This is a genomic window from Brevibacillus sp. TJ4, from assembly GCF_044627595.2.
GTDB lineage: Bacteria > Bacillota > Bacilli > Brevibacillales > Brevibacillaceae > Brevibacillus.
In genome coordinates this window covers 4,149,023-4,169,384 of sequence record NZ_CP185865.1, presented here as the reverse complement: position 1 = coordinate 4,169,384, position 20,362 = coordinate 4,149,023, and the positions used below count along the sequence as shown (strand labels likewise).

Below are 20,362 nucleotides of genomic sequence, written 5' to 3'. Positions count from 1 at the left end.
ACGATCGGCACCCGCCGTTATCGGGATTCAAGCGAGATCGCCTGGCGATCTAAGCAGAGTGGAACCGCGGTATACAACCGTCTCTGTCCCTTCCCCGGAAGGTGCAGGGGCGGTTTTCGTTTTTGGGAGAAATCCGATAGGAGGTGTCTTGCATGTTGAAGCAGATGAGAGAAGATATTCATGCTGTGTTTGAGCGCGACCCGGCAGCGCGCAGTACGTTGGAAGTAGTGTTGACCTATTCCGGTCTGCATGCAATATGGGGATACCGGATTGCGCACAGACTATGGATAAATGGCTGGTGTACATTGGCGCGGGTCGTGTCTCAGTTCACGCGGTTTTTGACTGGAATCGAGATTCATCCCGGCGCCAAAATCGGCAAAGGCTTGTTTATCGATCACGGAATGGGCGTGGTCATCGGAGAGACGTGCGAAATCGGCGATAACGTCACGATCTATCAAGGTGTGACGCTCGGAGGTACAGGCAAGGAAAAAGGCAAGCGCCATCCCACGGTGGGCAACGACGTCATCATCGCCACCGGAGCGAAGGTGCTCGGTTCATTCAAGATCGGTGACAACTCCAAAATCGGAGCGGGCGCAGTCGTGCTGCAGGAAGTGCCGCCAAATTCGACCGTTGTCGGAATCAAAGGGCGGGTCGTGATTCAGGACGGCAGACGCGTCAAACACGACCTCGATCACGTCAATTTGCCTGACCCTGTGGCAGACACGATCCGGCAGATGCAAAAAGAGATCGATGAGCTACGCAAGGAATTGGAACTTTTGAGGGAGGATAGAAAGAAAAATGAGCATTCAATTCACTAATACAATGACGCGGCAGAAGGAAGCGTTCGTGCCGCTTGAACCGGGCAAGGTGAAGATGTACGTATGCGGGCCGACCGTGTACAACTACATTCATATCGGAAACGCCCGTCCGGCCATCGTGTTCGACACGCTTCGCCGCTATTTGCAGTATCGCGGCTACGACGTCACTTTTGTGCAAAACATCACGGACGTCGACGACAAGCTGATCCGTGTAGCCAACGAAGAAGGCACGACCGTCAAGGAAGTGGCAGACCGCTACACGGAAGCGTACAACCAGGATTTGCGGGCGCTACATGTCCTGCCTCCCGACATCCAGCCGCGCGTCATGCAGACGATTCCCGAGATCATCCAGTTCGTCGAAGGACTGATCGAAAAAGGGTATGCCTACGAGAGCGAGGGAGACGTTTACTTCCGCACCGGCCGCTTTTCCGAGTACGGCAAGCTCTCGCATCAGCCGCTGGATGAGCTGCAGGCAGGCGCCCGCGTCGAGATCAACGAGAAGAAGGAGCATCCGCTCGACTTCGCGCTTTGGAAGGCAGCCAAGGCGGGAGAGGTAAGCTGGAGCAGTCCGTGGGGCGAAGGACGACCGGGCTGGCATATCGAATGTTCGGCGATGGCCCTGAAGTTTTTGGGCGAACAGATCGATATTCACGCCGGCGGTCAGGATCTCGTCTTTCCCCATCACGAAAACGAAGTGGCGCAATCGGAATGCTTCACCGGCAAGGTGTTCGCCCGCTACTGGCTGCACAACGGAATGCTCAATATCAACAACGAAAAGATGTCCAAGTCGCTGGGCAACTTCCTGTTGGTACGCGATCTGGTGGAGCAGTACGGCGGCCAGTTGATCCGTTTCTTCATGCTGCAGGGACACTACCGCAACCCGATCAACTTCAGCGACGAGCTGCTGGAGCAGGCGGCAAACAGCCTGGAGCGGATGAAGACGGCGTACGCCAATCTGGCGCATCGGCTGCAAACGGCGCTTCCGGAGGAGCCGAACGGACTGGCAGACGAGCAGGCCAAGGTAATCAGCCAACTGCGCGAGCGCTTTGTAGCCGAAATGGATGACGATCTGAACACGGCCAATGCGATTACGGTCCTGTTTGAAGTGGTCAAGGAAGCCAACCTCTACATGCTCAATCAAAACGTCGGGCGCACAGAAGTCACCGCCTACCAGGAGCTGTTCCGGGAATTGACCGGCGTGCTCGGATTGAAGCTGGAGCAGGAGGATGCGCTGTTGGACAGCGAGATTGAAGCGCTGATCGCAGAGCGCACCCAGGCGCGCAAGGAGCGCAATTTTGCTCGCTCAGATGAAATCCGCGACCTGCTCGCGGCAAAAGGAATCGTGCTGGAAGACACACCGCAGGGCGTGCGCTGGCGCCGGAAATAAGGGGCCGAGACAACGATGCAAAAAGAAGAACTGAAAAGGGACCCGAATCTGACCAATCCGCTTGTGCTGGCCTTCCTCGGGGATGCCACGTATGCGCATTGCGTTCGCTACCATTTGATTGCCCAGGGGCTGGTAAAACCAAACCAGCTCCACAAAACAGCCAATCGCTACGTGTCAGCCAAGGCGCAGGCCAACATTCTGCTGACCTTGCTGCCGGAGCTGGCAGAAGACGAAATCGCTGTCGTCAAACGCGGACGCAATGCCAAGTCCGGTTCTTCGGCAAAAAACGCAAACATTATCGACTATCGCCATGCGACTGCATTTGAAGCGCTGATCGGATATTTGTACCTGCACGGAAGGGAAGATCGGATTGCCGAGATCGTCCAACGGGCATTTACCATTGTGGAAGGAGAATTGCAGACATGAGTGAAGAGTGGATTGTCGGGAAAAACCCGGTAATTGAAGCGCTGCGGTCGGGTCGTACGATCAATAAAATCTGGATCGCCGAGGGGACCAACAAAAACCTGATGGGGCCGATTTTCTCCCTCGCCAAAGAGCAGGGTGTCATTGTCACGACAGCCAACCGCAAGAAGCTGGACATGCTCAGCTCGACGGACAAGCACCAGGGCGTCATCGCCTCTGTCGCTGCGTACGACTACGTGGAGGTAGAAGACATCCTGAAGCGTGCCGAGGAGAAGAACGAGCCGGCGTTTCTGTTGCTGCTGGACGAACTGGAGGACCCGCACAACCTCGGCTCCATCCTGCGTACGGCTGATGCTGTCGGCGTACACGGGGTGGTCATACCCAAGCGCCGCTCGGTCAGCCTGACAGCGACCGTAGCGAAAGCGTCTGCCGGCGCGATCAACTACGTGCCCGTCGCCCGGGTTACCAACCTGGTGCGGACGATGGAGGAGCTGAAAGAGCGCGGAGTCTGGATTGCCGGGACTGATGCCAGCGCCAAACAAGATTTTCGCCAGGGTGACTTCTCCATGCCGCTCGCAGTCGTCATCGGCAGCGAGGGCAAAGGGATCAGCCGCCTGGTGAGGGAGAACTGCGACTTCCTGTACAGCTTGCCGATGGCGGGCAACGTCACCTCGCTCAATGCATCTGTCGCCGCAGCCCTGCTGATGTATGAAGTATACCGCTCCCGTTCTCCGCTTCCGTCGCGGGTGAAATAGCATGGCCAAAAGGAAAGCCAAGCAACTGCTGATTGTGGACGGCTACAATATCATCGGTGCCTGGCCTGACCTGCGAGCGTTGAAGGACCAGGATCGAATGGATGAAGCACGCGACCAGCTAATCGCCAAAATGGCTGAATACCAGAGCTTCACGGGAATGAAGGTGATCGTCGTGTTTGACGCCTACAACGTCCCGGGGGCCGGACGACAGCAAGAGGAATATCAGGTAGAAGTATTTTTTACGAAGAAAAAAGAGACGGCTGACGAAAAAATTGAGCAGCTCGTTTGGGAATATCACGAGAAAAATCGACAAATTTATGTGGCTACCTCCGACTACACTTCGCAACGGGTGATTTTCGGACAGGGAGCCCTGCGGAAATCCGCGCGGGAGTTGCTGCATGACATGGAAAGTGCAGGCAGGGAAATCAAGCAGCAGGTGGAGAAAACGCGTGACGAGCGTTTCTCCAAGCGGATTCCGCTAAGTGATGAAATAGCGAAAATATTCGAAAAATGGAGAAGGGAATAAGTTGGATTCGGTTGACGCTTTTTTACGGCATCATGTATAATATCGCTATCTATGGAGAAACCGGTGGCCGGAGGGATCATTGTGAGCGTTGACCTCAAGGAGTTGAAACATGCCCAATACGAACTGCTGACCGATGAAGAGGTCGTGAACCTGGTTCGCGAAAATGAACCCGAGGCACTGGAGTACTTGATCAACAAGTACAAGAACTTCGTGCGGGCCAAAGCACGGTCGTATTTTCTCATCGGAGCCGACCGTGAGGATATCGTGCAGGAGGGCATGATCGGATTATACAAATCAATTCGCGACTTCCGTGGGGATAAACTCACATCCTTCAAGGCGTTTGCCGAGTTGTGCATCACCCGCCAGATCATTACGGCAATCAAGACTGCCACCCGGCAGAAGCATATACCACTCAACTCGTACGTGTCCTTGGACAAGCCCATCTACGACGAGGACTCCGACCGCACCCTGCTCGACGTCATCTGCGGAACCAAGGTCACCGATCCGGAAGAACTGTTTATCAACCGGGAAGAGTTCGATGACATCGAAGGCAAGATGAGCGAGATTTTGAGCGATCTGGAGCGACAGGTGCTGATGCTGTATCTGGACGGTCGTTCGTATCAGCAAATCGCCGTCGAACTGAAGCGTCATGTCAAGTCGATCGACAACGCCTTGCAGCGCGTCAAACGAAAACTGGAACGGTACTTGGAAGGCAGAGAGATTCATCTGTAACAGGTTGAATCTCTTTTTTACATGACTTTTCTCCTGTTTTTCTGCCAGAATCGGCCCTGTTTTCAATGGAACAATATGTTTTGCTGTTGTCAAGGCATTTTGTTGACATGAGTTTTTCAGTGTGATAAATTTGTTTAGGTAGCCATAGAATCTTGTCTCTCTTTTTCTATGGTTATTTCAGGTGAAATGGTCAGGAAAAAGTAGCGGTTTTCCCGTACTATTGATCATCGGGTTTCCTTTCAACAATAGCAGGTTTGAAATGAGATGGAGGTGGCAATAAATGCGAGTAAACATCACGTTGGCGTGCACGGAATGCGGCGAACGCAACTATATCTCCACGAAGAACAAGCGCACTACGACTGAACGCGTCGAACTGAAAAAATACTGCTCCCGTGACAAGAAGCAGACCCTTCATCGCGAGACGAAGTAATGTTTCGAGCTAGAAGTCTGGGGGTGGCAAGATGGGTTTCTTAGCACGCATTGGATCTAGTTTCCGCCGTACAGGTGCTTTCTTTGGCGACGTAGTGTCCGAATTGAAAAAGGTTCGCTGGCCTAACCGCAAAGAGTTGACGTCGTATACGATCGTCGTCATCGTGACGGTTGTGTTGCTGGCGGTATTTTTCTATATCGTTGATTTGGGTATCTCGCGCTTGATCGATTTGATTTTAGGAACGTAATTTTGCAAGTCTTAGGAGGGACGGACGGTTAACGTCCTGTTGGATATGGAAAAAGCATGGTATGTCGTTCATACGTACTCAGGGTACGAAAACAAGGTGAAAACCAATCTGGAGAAGCGCGTCGAGTCGATGGGCATGGAAGACAAGATCTTCCGCGTTCTCGTTCCCACAGAGGAAGAAGTGGAGACCAAGGATGGTAAAAAACGCACCGTCACGAAAAAAGTGTTTCCCGGATATGTCCTTGTTGAAATGGTGATGACGGACGACTCTTGGTATGTCGTGCGCAACACTCCTGGGGTTACCGGCTTTGTCGGATCCACGGGCGCCGGTTCCAAACCGACAGCGCTGCGTCCTGAAGAGGCCGATACGATTCTCAAACAAATGGGGATCGAGATTCCCAAAATCAAGGTCGATTTTGCTCTGCGCGATATGGTGCGCGTCACAGATGGACCGTTTTCCAATCGCACGGGAGAGATTATCGAAATCCACCCGGACAGGCAGAAGCTGCGCGTTTTGGTCGACATCTTTGGGCGTGAAACACCAGTAGAGCTGGATTTTGTTCAAGTTCAGAAATTGGATTAGGATTCAACTTGAAAAGTACAGTGCTATATGATACATTTCATGTTGTTTTGATAATCCCACATTATTAATTTGGGGTTTCTTGCACTCTCACTATAGATCGGAAGTCTTTCAAATCGACTTTCACCCAAGTGGGAGGGGGCATTCCCCCGTAATACCACATGTGAAGCAAGGAGGTGTCTTACGTGGCTAAAAAGGTTATCCGCGTAATTAAATTGCAAATCCCGGCAGGTAAAGCGAATCCTGCACCTCCAGTTGGTCCGGCACTCGGTCAAGCTGGTGTGAACATCATGGGATTCTGTAAAGAATTCAACGCTCGTACTGAGAGCGAAGCAGGTATGATTATTCCGGTGGAAATCACCGTATTTGAAGACCGCTCGTTCACCTTTATCACCAAAACTCCTCCAGCGGCTGTTCTGTTGAAAAAAGCTGCTGGCATCGAGTCCGGTTCCGGCGTACCAAACAAAACAAAAGTTGCTACGCTGAAACGCGACAAGGTTCGTGAGATCGCGGAACTGAAGCGTCCTGACCTGAATGCTGCATCCGTAGAAGCGGCTATGCGCATGGTTGAAGGAACTGCTCGTTCCATGGGTATCGTGATCGAAGACTAATTGTCTTGGGCAGGGGGGCGCAGAAACTGTGCCCCCTGACTGTGGGAGGATTAACCGCTACGACCACATTGAAGGGAGATTTTAAAAATGGCAAAAAAGGGCAAGAAGTATCAAGAGGCTGTAAAGCTGATTGATAAAAACAAAGTATACGAAGTCGCAGAAGCAGTGGAGCTTGTCAAAAAAGCGGCAACTGCGAAGTTTGACGAAACCGTTGAGGCTGCATTCCGTCTGGGTGTAGATCCGAAACGTGCTGACCAGCAAATCCGTGGCGCAGTTGTACTGCCGCACGGTACTGGTAAAGTGCAACGCGTTCTCGTGTTCGCAAAAGGCGACAAGGCGAAGGAAGCGGAAGCTGCAGGCGCTGACTATGTAGGCGATGCAGACATGATCGCAAAAATCCAAGGTGGCTGGTTCGAGTTCGACGTAGTCGTCGCAACTCCGGACATGATGGGTGAAGTAGGGAAACTGGGTCGCGTACTCGGTCCAAAAGGCCTCATGCCGAACCCGAAAACCGGAACCGTTACTTTCGATGTAACCAAAGCCGTAAACGAGATCAAAGCTGGTAAAATCGAGTACCGCGTAGACAAAGCAGGTAACATCCACGCTCCAATCGGAAAAGTCTCCTTTGACGCCGACAAGCTGGCTGAAAACCTTGCTGCGCTGACGGAAGCACTGAACCGTGCGAAACCGGCTGCTGCAAAAGGCGTGTACATGAAAAACGTATCCATCAGCTCCACTATGGGACCTGGTGTGCGCGTTGCAGTAAAATAATGGCACTTGACTTCCCTGGCGGAAGTTGATACGATAAGTCCTGTTGATGAAAAGAATATGCCGTAGACAGAAGGTGCAAGGCTTGCGAAAGTTTTGCTTAATATCCCTCCGAGGCGTGTAATGTACGGAAGAGGAAATGAACATTTCCTTTGCTGATAGAGCATTATGCCTTCGTGAGTCTGCGAAGGCATTTTTCTTTTTTCAGGATTGAGCACGGGAGGTGTAAACAATGGCAGAAATTCGTCCAACCGTAATTCGTGAAGAAAAGGTACAAGCGATCAATGAGATTGCGACCAGATTGCGTGAAAGCCAAACCACAGTAGTCGCTGACTACCGCGGGCTGACTGTAGCACAAGTAACCGAATTGCGTAAACAACTGCGCGAAGCAGGTGTTGAGTTCCAGGTGTTGAAAAACTCCCTGACTCGACTGGCTACCGCGAAAGAAGGTTTGTCTGACCTGGATCAATATCTGACTGGCCCGAACGCACTGGCGTTCTCCAATGAAGATGTGATCGCTCCAGCGAAAATCCTTGCTGATTTCGCGAAAAAGAACGAAGCATTGGAAATCAAGGGTGGCGTGATCGAAGGGAAAGTAGTAGGTGCTGACCAAATCAAAGCACTGGCTTCCCTGCCGTCCCGCGAAGGTCTCTTGTCCATGCTCCTCAGCGTACTGCAAGCTCCTATGCGCAACGTCGCATTGGCAGTCAAAGCAGTTGCCGAGCAAAAAGAAGGTCAAGGCGCGTAATCGTCTGATCGGCTAAAGTTTGACCAATACAATTCCATGAATGGGAGGATTTCAAAATGAGCAAAGAGCAAATCTTGGAAGCCATTAAAGGCATGTCCGTTCTCGAACTGAACGATCTGGTAAAAGCAATTGAAGAAGAATTCGGCGTAACTGCTGCTGCACCTGTAGCTGTAGTTGCTGGCGGTGGCGGTGGAGAAGCTGCTGCTGAGCAAACTGAGTTCACTGTAAACCTGGTAAGCGGCGGAGCTTCCAAAATCAACGTCATCAAAGTTGTTCGCGAGCTGACTGGCCTGGGTCTGAAAGAAGCAAAAGACCTGGTAGACAACGCTCCAAAAACACTCAAAGAGGGCGTTTCCAAAGACGAAGCAGATTCCATCAAAGCAAAACTGGAAGAAGCTGGCGCAACTGTAGAAGTGAAGTAAGTTTAGCTTTCTATATAGGAAAATCCCCTTGCTCTTGCAGGGGGTTTTTCTATACGCAATTGTCTGCGACTGGCCAGTTGCCGTGCAATCCAGCACAACCGATGAGGAAAGGTGGTTCACACACGTGACGGATCATTACTACACCAATAAGCCGGGCGCTGCCCATGACGAGCAGGAAATCTCGTTTGTACTGCGTGGGCATGAATTGCGCTTTCTCACAGATGCGGGCGTCTTTTCCCGCAGTCGGGTTGACTTCGGAAGTCTGCTGCTCATCGAAAATATGAGATTGGCGCGTGATGCGCGGGTGTTGGATGTAGGCTGCGGCTACGGTCCTATCGGTTTGACGGCAGCCAAGCTGGCAGCGGATGGCCACGTGACGATGATCGACGTCAACGAACGCGCTGTTGACCTGGCGCGTCGCAACGCACAGCTAAACGGCATTGGCAATGTCGAGGTCCGGGTCAGCGACGTGTACAGCGGGGTGCAAGAGGAACGCTTTGATGTCATTCTGACCAACCCTCCGATTCGCGCGGGCAAAGAGATCGTCCACCGCATTTTCACCGAAGGGCATGAGCTGCTCCGGGACGGGGGCGAAATGTGGGTGGTTATTCAGAAGAAGCAAGGTGCGCCCTCTGCGTGGAAGAAGCTGCAAGAGGTATACCGGGAAGTAGAAGAGGTTGATCGGGAAAAAGGGTACTCTATCTTCCGAGCGGTGAAATAGACTCTTGACAAGTTTATTTTTCCTTGACGCGCATATTCCGATGTGGTAGCATTATAAAATGTCAATATGGGATAAATGTCTATTTTTTAGTAATTCCCGTTCTGTCAAGCATTTTTTCTTTTTGTGCCAAAAAGAGGAATATGCGAGTAGGTGCCTGGGAATTCTTATAAAATAGAGTTTCTCTGGGTTAAAAATGGCAGCATTGGTTAACCCATTTTTCATTTTCGTCAAACGAAAAAGCAGAAGGTATTCGCCATCGATTGAGCATCCGGTGCCGAATGCCAAGTTTCTCTGTGTGAAAACACAACCTGAGGGGTGAATAAGTTGGCAGGTAAAGTGATTCAAAGTGGCCGACACCGCCAGCGTCGTACGTATTCACGTATTAACGAAGTGCTGGGCCTTCCAAATCTGATCGAGATCCAGCAAAAGTCCTACCAATGGTTCCTCGATGAGGGGCTGCGGGAGATGTTTCAAGACATTTCGCCAATCCAGGACTTTACCGGGAATCTCGTACTGGAGTTTATCGACTACAGTTTGGGTGAGCCCAAGTACGACGTTGACGAGTCGAAAGAACGTGACGTCACCTATGCGGCGCCTCTGCGTGTGAAGGTACGTTTATTGAACAAAGAGACGGGAGAAGTGAAGGAACAAGAAGTCTTCATGGGGGATTTCCCGCTCATGACAGAAACGGGAACCTTCATTATTAACGGGGCTGAGCGCGTTATTGTCAGCCAGCTTGTTCGTTCTCCAAGTGTATATTACAACACCAAAGTGGACAAAAACGGTAAGCAGACGTTTACGGCTACTGTGATCCCGAACCGGGGCGCGTGGTTGGAGCTGGAGACAGATGCGAAAGACGTGATTTATGTCCGCATCGACCGTACGCGTAAAATCCCGGTGACGGTTCTTTTGCGTGCGCTTGGATTCGGCTCTGACATCGAGATTCTCAATCTGCTCGGTGAAGATGAGTACATCAAGAACACGCTGGAAAAGGACAACACTGACTCGACGGAAAAAGCGCTGATCGAGATTTACGAGCGTCTCCGTCCAGGTGAGCCTCCAACAGTAGAAAACGCCAAAAGTTTGCTGATTTCACGTTTCTTTGACCCGAAACGCTATGATTTGGCCTCTGTGGGTCGTTATAAAATGAACAAAAAGCTTCACCTGAAAAACCGTCTCTACAATCAGCGTCTCGCTGAAACGCTGATCGATACGAGCACGGGTGAGATCCTGGCAGAAGCCGGTCAAATGATCGACCGCCGCGTGCTGGATCGCATCGTGAACGCACTGGAAGACAGCATTGGCTTCCACGATGTGCGCACACATGGTGGAGTTCTCGAAGAAGAAGCGATTCGCCTGCAATCGATTAATATTTTTTCTCCCATTGAAGATGGGAAAGTCATCAAAATCATCGGCAACGGCAATGTGGAAAAGAGCATCAAGCACATCACGCCGTCCGACATCGTGGCTGCGATCAACTACTTCATCAACCTGTTGCATGGAGTAGGAACGACTGACGACATCGACCACTTGGGCAACCGTCGTCTGCGTTCTGTCGGCGAACTGCTGCAAAACCAGTTCCGCATCGGGCTGTCCCGGATGGAGCGCGTCGTACGCGAGCGCATGTCCATTCAGGACCAAAACCAGATTACGCCACAGGCGCTGATCAACATTCGTCCGGTGATTGCGTCGCTGAAGGAGTTCTTCGGAAGCTCCCAGCTCTCGCAGTTCATGGATCAGACCAACCCGTTGGCTGAGCTGACGCACAAACGTCGTCTGTCTGCGCTCGGTCCTGGCGGTTTGACCCGTGAGCGCGCCGGTTTCGAAGTGCGGGACGTTCACCATTCCCACTACGGCCGCATGTGTCCGATCGAGACGCCGGAGGGTCCGAACATCGGTTTGATCAACTCGTTGTCTACCTTTGCCCGGATCAACGACTACGGCTTTATCGAGACGCCGCGCCGCAAGATCGATCCGGAAACAGGCCGCGTCTTGTCCGACATCGTCTATTTGACGGCGGATGAGGAAGATGTGTTTAACGTCGCCCAGGCGAACCAGCCGCTCGACGACGACGGCCGTTTCGTCAACGAAATGGTTATCTGCCGCCGCAAAGGCGACATCCTGAGCGTGCCGCGCGACAAGGTTGACTTCATGGACGTATCCCCGAAACAGGTTGTGTCCGTGGCGACCGCTCTGATTCCGTTCCTGGAAAACGACGACGCCAACCGCGCCCTGATGGGATCGAACATGCAACGCCAGGCTGTTCCGCTGCTGGTGCCGCAAGCGCCGTTTGTCGGTACAGGCATGGAGCACAAGGCCGCACAGGATTCCGGTGTAGCGATTGTAGCCAAGCATCCGGGTCAGGTCGAGCGCGTTACAGCGCGCGAAATCCTCGTGCGCCGCTACACAGAGATCGACGGCAAGAAAGTGGCTGGCGACCTCGACAGATACAAATTGCACAAGTTTATCCGTTCCAACCAAGGTACCTGCATCAACCAGCGCCCGATCGTCAAACGCGGCGACTGGATTGAAAAAGGCGACATCATCGGTGATGGTCCGTCTACGGAAAAAGGGGAACTGGCACTCGGTCGCAACGTCATTGTCGCGTTTATGACCTACGAAGGATACAACTACGAAGATGCGATTTTGCTGAGTGAAAAACTGGTGAAAGACGACGTCTACACCTCGATTCATATTGAAGAGTACGAGTCCGAAGCGCGCGATACGAAGCTGGGGCCGGAAGAGATCACCCGCGACATTCCGAACGTCGGGGAAGACGCTCTGAAAAACCTCGATGAGCGCGGTATCGTCCGCGTCGGTGCGGAAATCCAGGACGGCGACATCCTCGTCGGGAAAGTAACGCCAAAAGGGGTTACCGAACTGACAGCAGAAGAACGCCTGCTCCACGCGATTTTCGGGGAAAAGGCGCGTGAAGTCCGCGACACATCCCTGCGCGTGCCGCACGGTGGTTCCGGTATCGTCGTAGACGTGAAAGTATTTACGCGGGAGAACGGCGACGAGCTGCCTCCTGGCGTCAACCAACTGGTACGCGTCTACATCGCCCAAAAACGGAAAATCTCCGTGGGTGACAAAATGGCCGGCCGCCACGGTAACAAAGGGGTTATCGCGCGGATCATGCCAGAGGAAGACATGCCGTTCTTGCCAGACGGTTCGCCGGTTGAGATCGTCCTCAATCCGTTGGGCGTTCCGTCCCGGATGAACATCGGTCAGGTATTGGAGACGCATTTGGGTATGGCAGCCAAGCTGCTCGGCATCCACGTCGCGACACCGGTATTCGACGGCGCACGCCAGCAGGAAGTATTCGAAACGCTGGAAGAAGCAGGTCTGGACCGCGACGGAAAAACCATTTTGTACGATGGCCGTACAGGTGAACCATTTGATCGTCGCGTGACGGTCGGATGCGTGTACATGCTGAAACTGGCTCACTTGGTTGACGATAAAATCCATGCCCGTTCGACGGGACCATACTCTCTCGTTACGCAGCAGCCTTTGGGCGGAAAAGCGCAATTCGGCGGACAGCGTTTCGGGGAGATGGAGGTTTGGGCTTTGGAAGCTTACGGTGCAGCCTACACCTTGCAGGAAATCCTCACCGTCAAGTCGGATGACGTCGTAGGTCGCGTGAAAACGTACGAAGCGATCGTCAAGGGAGAAAACGTACCGGAGCCAGGCGTTCCTGAGTCGTTCAAGGTATTGATCAAGGAACTGCAAAGCTTGGGTATGGACGTGAAGATCCTGTCCGGTGACGAGCAGGAGATTGAAATGCGGGAAATGGAAGACGAGGATGAAGGCAACGGCGAGAAGCTGAACCTCGTTCTTGAAGGTGGAAGCTCGGAAGCTGAGTAAGATTCCGGTACTAAGGGAGGTAACGCCCTGTGATAGACGTGAACAACTTTGAGTATATGAAGATCGGCTTGGCTTCGCCCGACAAGATTCGTTCGTGGTCTTTCGGGGAAGTGAAAAAGCCGGAGACGATCAACTACCGTACACTGAAACCGGAGAAAGACGGCTTGTTCTGCGAACGCATTTTTGGACCGACCAAGGACTGGGAGTGCCATTGCGGAAAGTACAAGCGCGTTCGCTACAAAGGTGTCGTGTGCGATCGTTGCGGCGTGGAAGTGACCCGCGCCAAAGTACGCCGTGAGCGGATGGGGCACATCGAACTGGCTGCCCCAGTCTCTCACATCTGGTATTTCAAAGGGATTCCAAGCCGCATGGGCTTGGTGCTCGACATGTCCCCCCGTTCCCTCGAAGAAGTCATCTACTTTGCTTCTTACGTCGTGACGGATCCGGGCGACACGCCTCTCGATAAAAAACAGCTCCTTTCTGAAAAGGAGTACCGCAACTACCGCGAGAAATACGGCCATTCGTTCCAGGCGATGATGGGAGCCGAGGCGATCAAGCGCCTGCTGGCCGAGATCGATCTGGAAAAAGAAGTGGACACGCTGAAGGAAGACCTGAAAACAGCACAAGGCCAGCGCCGCAACCGTGCGATCAAGCGCCTGGAAGTGCTGGAGGCGTTCCGCAACTCCGGCAACCACCCGGACTGGATGGTGCTGGATGTACTGCCGGTCATCCCGCCGGAGCTGCGTCCGATGGTTCAACTGGATGGCGGACGTTTTGCCACTTCCGACTTGAATGACCTGTACCGTCGCGTAATCAACCGGAACAACCGTCTGAAACGCCTGCTTGAGCTGGGCGCGCCAGATATCATCGTGCAAAATGAAAAGCGGATGCTGCAAGAAGCAGTAGACGCCCTGATCGACAACGGCCGCCGCGGTCGCCCTGTTACAGGACCGGGTAACCGTCCGCTGAAATCCCTCAGCCACATGCTGAAAGGTAAACAGGGACGTTTCCGTCAAAACCTGCTGGGTAAACGCGTCGACTACTCCGGACGTTCCGTTATCGTCGTCGGACCAAACCTGAAAATGTATCAGTGCGGTCTGCCGAAAGAAATGGCGTTGGAGCTGTTCAAGCCGTTCGTGATGAAAGAGCTGGTCTCCAAAGGACTGGCACACAACATCAAGAGCGCCAAGCGCAAGGTAGAGCGTGTACAGCCAGAGGTGTGGGATGTTCTCGAAGACGTGATCCGCGAGCATCCGGTGCTGCTGAACCGCGCCCCCACCTTGCACCGTCTGGGTATCCAGGCGTTTGAACCTGTGCTCGTGGAAGGTCGCGCGATTCGCCTTCACCCGCTCGTTTGTACCGCGTACAATGCGGACTTTGACGGTGACCAGATGGCGGTTCACGTTCCGCTTTCCGCAGAGGCACAAGCGGAAGCACGCATCCTCATGCTGGCCGCGCAGAATATCCTGAACCCGAAAGACGGCAAACCTGTCGTTACTCCTTCGCAGGACATGGTGCTCGGTTCTTACTACCTGACACTCGAGCGCGAAGGCGACAAGGGCGAGGGTACGGTATACCGCGATCCTCACGATGCGATCGCTGCATACCAGCAAGGATACGTCACCCTGCATACGCGGATTGCACTGCCGGCCAAGAGCCTGAACAAAACGAGCTTTACGGACAGACAACAAAACGCGCTGCTCGTCACCACAGTCGGGAAAGTGATCTTCAACGAGATCTTCCCGCCGGAGCTGCCGTTTATCAATGAGCCGACCAAGAACAACCTGCAAAACATCGTTCCCGATCAGTACTTCATCTTTGAAAAAGGCGTCAATGTGAAGGAATTCATCGCGAACCTGCCGGATGCAGGAGCAGTGAAAAAAGGCTTCCTGGGAACGATCATTTCCGAGTGCTTCCGTCGCTTCGGTACGATGCAGACGTCCATGATCCTCGACAAGATCAAGGAGCTGGGCTTCACCTATTCCACGAAGGCGGGTATTACCATCGCCGTAGCGGACATCGCCGTGCCAGGCAAGAAGCAGGAAATCCTCGACGAAGCAGATCAGAAGGTCGAAACGGTTATGAAGCAGTTCCGTCGCGGTTTGATTACCGAGGACGAGCGCTACGACCGCGTCATCTCCATCTGGTCCAAAGCCAAGGATGAAGTAACTGACGTTCTGATGAAGTCGATGGATAAATTCAACGCGATCTTTATGATGGCGAACTCCGGTGCCCGTGGTAACGTGTCCCAGATCACACAGTTGGCTGGTATGCGCGGTCTGATGGCGAACCCGTCCGGCCGAATCATCGAGTTGCCGATTAAATCGAACTTCCGTGAAGGTCTGACCGTATTGGAGTACTTTATCTCCACGCACGGTGCGCGGAAAGGTCTCGCCGATACAGCCCTGCGTACAGCGGACTCGGGTTATTTGACCCGCCGTCTCGTAGACGTGGCTCAAGACGTGATCGTCCGCGAAAAGGATTGCGGCACCGACAAGGGTATCCGCGTCACCGCAATCAAGGATGGAAAAGAAGAGATCGAGAAGCTGTCGGATCGCCTCGTAGGCCGTACCTGCTTTGAGACGTTGCGCCACCCTGAGACCAATGAAGTCATCGTGGGCCGCAATGAGGAAATCAGCGAAGAAGTGGCTGAGTACATCGAAAAAGTGGGCATCACCGAGGTGTACATCCGCAATGTTCTCGCTTGCCGCACCCCGCATGGTGTCTGCAAGCTCTGCTACGGACGCAACCTGGCGACAGGAGCGGAAGTGGAAGTGGGCGAAGCGGTCGGTATCATCGCTGCACAGTCCATCGGGGAGCCTGGTACCCAGTTGACGATGCGTACCTTCCATACCGGTGGGGTTGCCGGAGACGACATCACCCAAGGTTTGCCGCGTATTCAGGAGCTGTTTGAAGCGCGCAATCCGAAAGGGCAAGCGGTCATCTCCGAGATCGACGGGGAAGTCATCGATATTCGCGAAGGCAAGGACCGCCGCGAAATCGAAGTGCAAGGCGAGGCGGAAAACAAAGTATACGCCGCTCCGTATGGCGCTCGTATCAAGGTATCTGTCGGTACCAAGCTGAGTGCTGGTGACGAGCTTACGGAAGGTTCCGTAGACCCGAAAGAAATGCTGAAAGTCCGCGGTATGCGCGGCGTCTCCAACTACATTTTGCAAGAGGTACAAAAAGTGTACCGGATGCAGGGTGTAGAAATTAACGACAAGCACGTCGAGGTTATGATTCGTCAGATGCTTCGCAAGCTGCGCGTCATTGACAGTGGAGATACCGATCTGCTGCCTGGTTCGTACGTGGAAGTTCCTGAGTTTGAGCAAGCGAACGCGAAGGTTCTCCTGGAAGGCAAGAGCCCGGCTGTCGGCCGTCCGGTTCTCCTCGGGATTACGAAAGCGTCCCTGGAGACAGACTCCTTCCTGTCCGCCGCATCCTTCCAGGAAACGACCCGCGTCCTGACAGATGCAGCGATCAAAGGCAAGGTAGACCGCCTGCTCGGATTGAAGGAAAACGTCATTATCGGGAAGCTGGTTCCAGCAGGTACCGGTATGTCCCGTTACCGCAACATCAAGGTCGCAAGCGTGGCGGATTTGGAAGCAGAAGCCGCGCAAAGCGAGGAGCAGGAAGCAGTTTCAGTAGAGTAATGAGCGGTAAAACGCCCGTCGCAATGGCGGGCGTTTTATCACCTAAAATTATCAAAAATACAGGCGTTGACATCTAATAGCCTACCTGCTATTATATTCAAGTGTGCCTGACATCTGTACTTTGGAGGATATGATTCTCATGTCTTATGAAAAAGTAGAGAGGGCCAAGGAGTTGACCATCGGAATCAAACAGACGATGAAAGCCGTGGAACACAATCAGGTGGAAGCGGTCTACATCGCGGATGATGCCGATCGGCGACTGACCCAGAAAGTCGAGCTCCTTTGCAAAGAGAAGGGTGTGCCAGTCATCCATGTGGATTCCATGCGTCGCTTAGGCAAGGTGTGTGGAATCGAAGTGGGAGCGGCGACAGCCGCGATTAAAAAAAGTGGTTAACGATGTTTTTGTCAGTGTTGCATGCGGTGTGTAGCAGGACAAGAACTTTCTATTTGACCAAAAAATGACTCACCTGGATCTGTGGTCTTGAGATTGGGTATTAAGAAGGGAGGTAACATCATGCCTACAATCAACCAATTGGTGCGTAAAGGTCGCGAGGATAAGGTAGTGAAGTCGAAATCCCCTGCTCTGCAAAAGGGATACAACAGCTTCAAGAAAAGCCAAACCAACCAAAGCTCTCCTCAAAAACGTGGTGTTTGCACTCGTGTAGGTACCATGACTCCGAAAAAACCAAACTCCGCGTTGCGTAAATACGCTCGTGTGCGTTTGACAAACGGAATCGAGGTAACAGCTTACATCGGTGGTATTGGCCACAACCTGCAAGAGCATAGCGTCGTGCTGGTGCGCGGCGGTCGTGTAAAAGACTTGCCAGGGGTACGTTACCATATCGTTCGCGGTGCGCTTGACACTGCTGGTGTGAACAACCGTAAACAAGGTCGTTCCAAATACGGTACCAAGCGTCCGAAACCAGGTCAAGCTGCTGCTGCCAAGAAATAAGCAATTCGCCCTTGATGCGGCGTAATTTCATATTGGAAAGAAGGAGGGAATACGATGCCTCGTAAAGGTCCTGTAGCCCGTCGTGACGTGCTGCCTGATCCTATTTACAACAGCAAGCTGGTTACTCGTCTGATTAACCGTTTGATGTTGGATGGTAAGCGCGGTGTAGCCCAGAACATCCTCTACAACGCATTTAACATCATTCAGGAGCGCACAGGTCGCAATCCGATGGAAGTATTTGAAGAAGCTCTGAAAAACGTAATGCCAGTACTGGAAGTAAAGGCTCGCCGTGTAGGTGGTGCCAACTACCAAGTACCGATCGAAGTAAAACCGGAGCGCCGTACCACTCTGGGTCTGCGTTGGTTGGTTAACTACTCCCGTTCCCGCGGTGAGAAAACCATGGAACAACGTCTGGCTAACGAGATTATGGATGCTGCGAACAACACCGGTGCGGCTGTGAAGAAACGTGAAGATACGCACAAGATGGCTGAAGCGAACAAAGCGTTTGCTCACTATCGTTGGTAGGATCCAACACGGGTGTCCGTTTTGGACGCCCCTTATTTTTTACACTCGAGTATGGAAGGAGCATACCTAATGGCTCGCGAATTCTCATTGCCGAATACGCGTAATATCGGTATCATGGCTCACATCGATGCTGGTAAGACGACTACGACTGAGCGTATTCTGTTCTACACCGGTCGCGTTCACAAGATTGGTGAGGTGCACGAAGGTGCGGCAACCATGGACTGGATGGAACAAGAGCAAGAGCGCGGTATTACCATCACTTCGGCTGCTACGACCGCTCAGTGGAATGGCCATCGAATCAACATCATCGATACGCCAGGACACGTAGACTTCACTGTAGAAGTTGAGCGCTCCCTGCGCGTTTTGGACGGTGCCGTAACCGTTTTTGACGCAAAAGGTGGCGTTGAGCCGCAAACCGAAACCGTATGGCGCCAGGCTGACCGCTACGGCGTACCGCGTATGTGCTACATCAACAAAATGGATATCATTGGTGCCAACTTCGACATGTGCCTGGAGCAGATCAAGACTCGTCTGGGTGCGAATCCGGTTGCTATCCAATATCCAATCGGTGCGGAAGACCAGTTCAAAGGTATGGTTGACCTGATCGAAATGAAGGCAATCGTCTACACCGATGACCTGGGCAAAACTTCTGACGCTACGGAAATTCCTGCAGACCTGAAAGACAAGTGTGAAGAGCTTCGCCTCGCACTGGTTGAAGCTGCTGCAGAACAAGACGAAGAGCTGATGATGAAGTACTTGGAAGGCGAAGAGCTGACCAACGACGAAATCCGCAAAGCTCTGCGCAAAGGTACAATCGAGTGCAAACTGACGCCTGTAATGTGCGGTTCTTCTTACCGCAACAAAGGTGTTCAGCCTATGCTGGACAACGTCGTTCTGTACCTGCCGTCTCCAGTAGACATTCCGCCGATCAAAGGTACTCTGCCTGATACGGATGAAGAAGTAGAGCGTCCTGCTGACGACAATGGTCCGTTCTCCGCTCTGGCGTTCAAGATCATGTCTGACCCATACGTTGGTCGTCTCACGTTCTTCCGCGTTTACTCCGGTGTACTGAACTCCGGTTCGTACGTGCTGAACTCTACTAAAGGCAAACGCGAACGCGTAGGTCGTATCCTGCAAATGCACGCAAACCACCGCGAAGAGATCCAAACGGTTTACTCCGGTGACATTGCGGCGGCTGTAGGTTTGAAAGATACAACAACTGGCGATACTCTGTGTGATGAGAAAGCTCCGGTTATTCTGGAGTCCATGGAATTCCCAGAGCCAGTTATCTCTGTAGCGATCGAACCAAAATCCAAGGCAGACCAAGACAAGATGGGTATCGGATTGTCCAAGCTGGCTGAAGAGGATCCGACGTTCAGAACGCGCACAGATGAAGAGACTGGTCAAACCATCATCTCCGGTATGGGTGAGCTTCACCTGGAGATCATCGTTGACCGTCTGAAACGCGAATTTAAAGTCGAGTCGAACGTAGGTGCACCACAAGTTGCTTACCGTGAAACATTCCGTAACGCAGCGAAAGTGGAAGGTAAATTCGTTCGCCAGTCCGGTGGTCGTGGTCAATACGGTCACGTTTGGGTGGAATTCTCTCCGCTCGAGCCAGGACAGGGCTTCCAATTCGAGAACAAAATCGTCGGTGGTGTAGTACCTCGTGAATACATCCCGGCTGTTCAAGCAGGTATCGAAGAAGCGATGAAGAATGGTGTAATTGCCGGCTTCCCGCTGGTAGACATCAAAGCTACTCTCGTAGACGGTAGCTACCATGACGTCGACTCCTCCGAGATGGCGTTTAAAGTAGCAGGTTCTCTCGCTCTGAAAGAAGCTGCGAAAAAATGCGGCGCTGTACTGCTTGAGCCAATTATGAAAGTAGAAGTAACAATGCCGGAAGAGTACATGGGCGATGTTATGGGTGACCTGAACTCCCGTCGTGGACGCATCGAAGGTATGGAAGCTCGTGCAAATGCACAAGTGATCCGTGCGATGGTTCCACTGTCCGAGATGTTCGGATACTCCACCGTTCTTCGTTCCCGTACACAAGGCCGTGGCGTTTACTCCATGGTAATCGACCACTATGAAGAAGTACCAAGAAACATCGCCGAAGAGATCATCAAAAAATCCAAAGGCGAATAATTTTCAGGTACGACTTTATTTGGCATCGAGAAAGGTTTACAATATTGAAGGGA

20 protein-coding genes and 2 other annotated features (1 of these 22 only partly in view) are annotated in these 20,362 nt (G+C 52.6%); all 20 genes read left to right on the top strand.

Features of this window, described 5'->3' with window-relative positions; translation table 11 throughout:
* Positions 1-88, top strand: a binding site (T-box leader); it begins 148 nt to the left of the window's first position.
* A 64-nt stretch (positions 89-152) separates the two neighbouring features.
* On the top strand, positions 153-818 hold the full coding sequence (gene cysE, locus ACAF76_RS20530) for a serine O-acetyltransferase (protein WP_400164687.1): 666 nt from the start codon (positions 153-155) through the stop codon (positions 816-818).
* Positions 799-2,205: a cysteine--tRNA ligase gene (gene cysS, locus ACAF76_RS20525; RefSeq protein WP_400164686.1), complete on the top strand. Its 1,407-nt coding sequence runs from the start codon at positions 799-801 to the stop codon at positions 2,203-2,205. The genes cysE and cysS overlap by 20 nt, the downstream gene beginning before the upstream one ends.
* A gap of 15 nt (positions 2,206-2,220) precedes the next feature.
* Positions 2,221-2,631: a Mini-ribonuclease 3 gene (locus ACAF76_RS20520; protein WP_400164685.1), complete on the top strand. Its 411-nt coding sequence runs from the start codon at positions 2,221-2,223 to the stop codon at positions 2,629-2,631.
* On the top strand, positions 2,628-3,383 hold the full coding sequence (gene rlmB, locus ACAF76_RS20515) for a 23S rRNA (guanosine(2251)-2'-O)-methyltransferase RlmB (RefSeq protein ID WP_400164684.1): 756 nt from the start codon (positions 2,628-2,630) through the stop codon (positions 3,381-3,383). The genes ACAF76_RS20520 and rlmB overlap by 4 nt, the downstream gene beginning before the upstream one ends.
* A gap of 1 nt (position 3,384) precedes the next feature.
* Entirely contained in the window at positions 3,385-3,909 is a 525-nt protein-coding gene (locus ACAF76_RS20510; RefSeq protein WP_400164683.1) for an NYN domain-containing protein, read from the top strand.
* An 81-nt stretch (positions 3,910-3,990) separates the two neighbouring features.
* Complete coding sequence (gene sigH, locus ACAF76_RS20505; protein WP_400164682.1) at positions 3,991-4,641, top strand: RNA polymerase sporulation sigma factor SigH; 651 nt, start codon at positions 3,991-3,993, stop codon at positions 4,639-4,641.
* Positions 4,642-4,921: 280 nt separating this feature from the next.
* Positions 4,922-5,071, top strand: coding sequence for a 50S ribosomal protein L33 (gene rpmG, locus ACAF76_RS20500; protein ID WP_003392018.1), 150 nt, complete (start codon positions 4,922-4,924; stop codon positions 5,069-5,071).
* A 31-nt stretch (positions 5,072-5,102) separates the two neighbouring features.
* Positions 5,103-5,318 (top strand): preprotein translocase subunit SecE, encoded by a 216-nt coding sequence (gene secE, locus ACAF76_RS20495; protein ID WP_400164681.1) that lies wholly within the window; start codon positions 5,103-5,105, stop codon positions 5,316-5,318.
* Positions 5,319-5,363: 45 nt separating this feature from the next.
* Positions 5,364-5,900 carry a transcription termination/antitermination protein NusG gene (gene nusG, locus ACAF76_RS20490; protein WP_400164694.1) on the top strand — a complete coding sequence of 179 codons (537 nt, stop codon included), beginning with the start codon at positions 5,364-5,366 and terminating at the stop codon, positions 5,898-5,900.
* A 182-nt stretch (positions 5,901-6,082) separates the two neighbouring features.
* Positions 6,083-6,508, top strand: a complete 426-nt coding sequence (gene rplK, locus ACAF76_RS20485; protein WP_023558754.1) for a 50S ribosomal protein L11 — start codon at positions 6,083-6,085, stop codon at positions 6,506-6,508.
* 87 nt (positions 6,509-6,595) lie between these two features.
* Positions 6,596-7,279: a 50S ribosomal protein L1 gene (gene rplA, locus ACAF76_RS20480; RefSeq protein WP_400164680.1), complete on the top strand. Its 684-nt coding sequence runs from the start codon at positions 6,596-6,598 to the stop codon at positions 7,277-7,279.
* A 42-nt stretch (positions 7,280-7,321) separates the two neighbouring features.
* Positions 7,322-7,484 (top strand) — a sequence feature (ribosomal protein L10 leader region).
* A gap of 24 nt (positions 7,485-7,508) precedes the next feature.
* Positions 7,509-8,024 (top strand): 50S ribosomal protein L10, encoded by a 516-nt coding sequence (rplJ, locus tag ACAF76_RS20475; protein WP_400164679.1) that lies wholly within the window; start codon positions 7,509-7,511, stop codon positions 8,022-8,024.
* 56 nt (positions 8,025-8,080) lie between these two features.
* Positions 8,081-8,446 (top strand): 50S ribosomal protein L7/L12, encoded by a 366-nt coding sequence (gene rplL / locus ACAF76_RS20470; RefSeq protein ID WP_400164678.1) that lies wholly within the window; start codon positions 8,081-8,083, stop codon positions 8,444-8,446.
* Positions 8,447-8,570: 124 nt separating this feature from the next.
* On the top strand, positions 8,571-9,167 hold the full coding sequence (locus ACAF76_RS20465) for a class I SAM-dependent methyltransferase (protein WP_400164677.1): 597 nt from the start codon (positions 8,571-8,573) through the stop codon (positions 9,165-9,167).
* 324 nt (positions 9,168-9,491) lie between these two features.
* Positions 9,492-13,031: a DNA-directed RNA polymerase subunit beta gene (rpoB, locus tag ACAF76_RS20460; RefSeq protein ID WP_400164676.1), complete on the top strand. Its 3,540-nt coding sequence runs from the start codon at positions 9,492-9,494 to the stop codon at positions 13,029-13,031.
* A gap of 29 nt (positions 13,032-13,060) precedes the next feature.
* On the top strand, positions 13,061-16,684 hold the full coding sequence (gene rpoC, locus ACAF76_RS20455) for a DNA-directed RNA polymerase subunit beta' (RefSeq protein ID WP_400164675.1): 3,624 nt from the start codon (positions 13,061-13,063) through the stop codon (positions 16,682-16,684).
* 139 nt (positions 16,685-16,823) lie between these two features.
* Positions 16,824-17,078, top strand: a complete 255-nt coding sequence (locus tag ACAF76_RS20450; RefSeq protein WP_400164674.1) for a 50S ribosomal protein L7ae-like protein — start codon at positions 16,824-16,826, stop codon at positions 17,076-17,078.
* Between the two features lie 120 nt (positions 17,079-17,198).
* Positions 17,199-17,636 carry a 30S ribosomal protein S12 gene (rpsL, locus tag ACAF76_RS20445; RefSeq protein ID WP_400164673.1) on the top strand — a complete coding sequence of 146 codons (438 nt, stop codon included), beginning with the start codon at positions 17,199-17,201 and terminating at the stop codon, positions 17,634-17,636.
* A 54-nt stretch (positions 17,637-17,690) separates the two neighbouring features.
* Positions 17,691-18,161, top strand: coding sequence for a 30S ribosomal protein S7 (gene rpsG / locus ACAF76_RS20440; RefSeq protein ID WP_400164672.1), 471 nt, complete (start codon positions 17,691-17,693; stop codon positions 18,159-18,161).
* Between the two features lie 69 nt (positions 18,162-18,230).
* Entirely contained in the window at positions 18,231-20,309 is a 2,079-nt protein-coding gene (fusA, locus tag ACAF76_RS20435) for an elongation factor G (RefSeq protein WP_400164671.1), read from the top strand.
* The last annotated feature ends 53 nt before the right edge of the window (positions 20,310-20,362 follow it).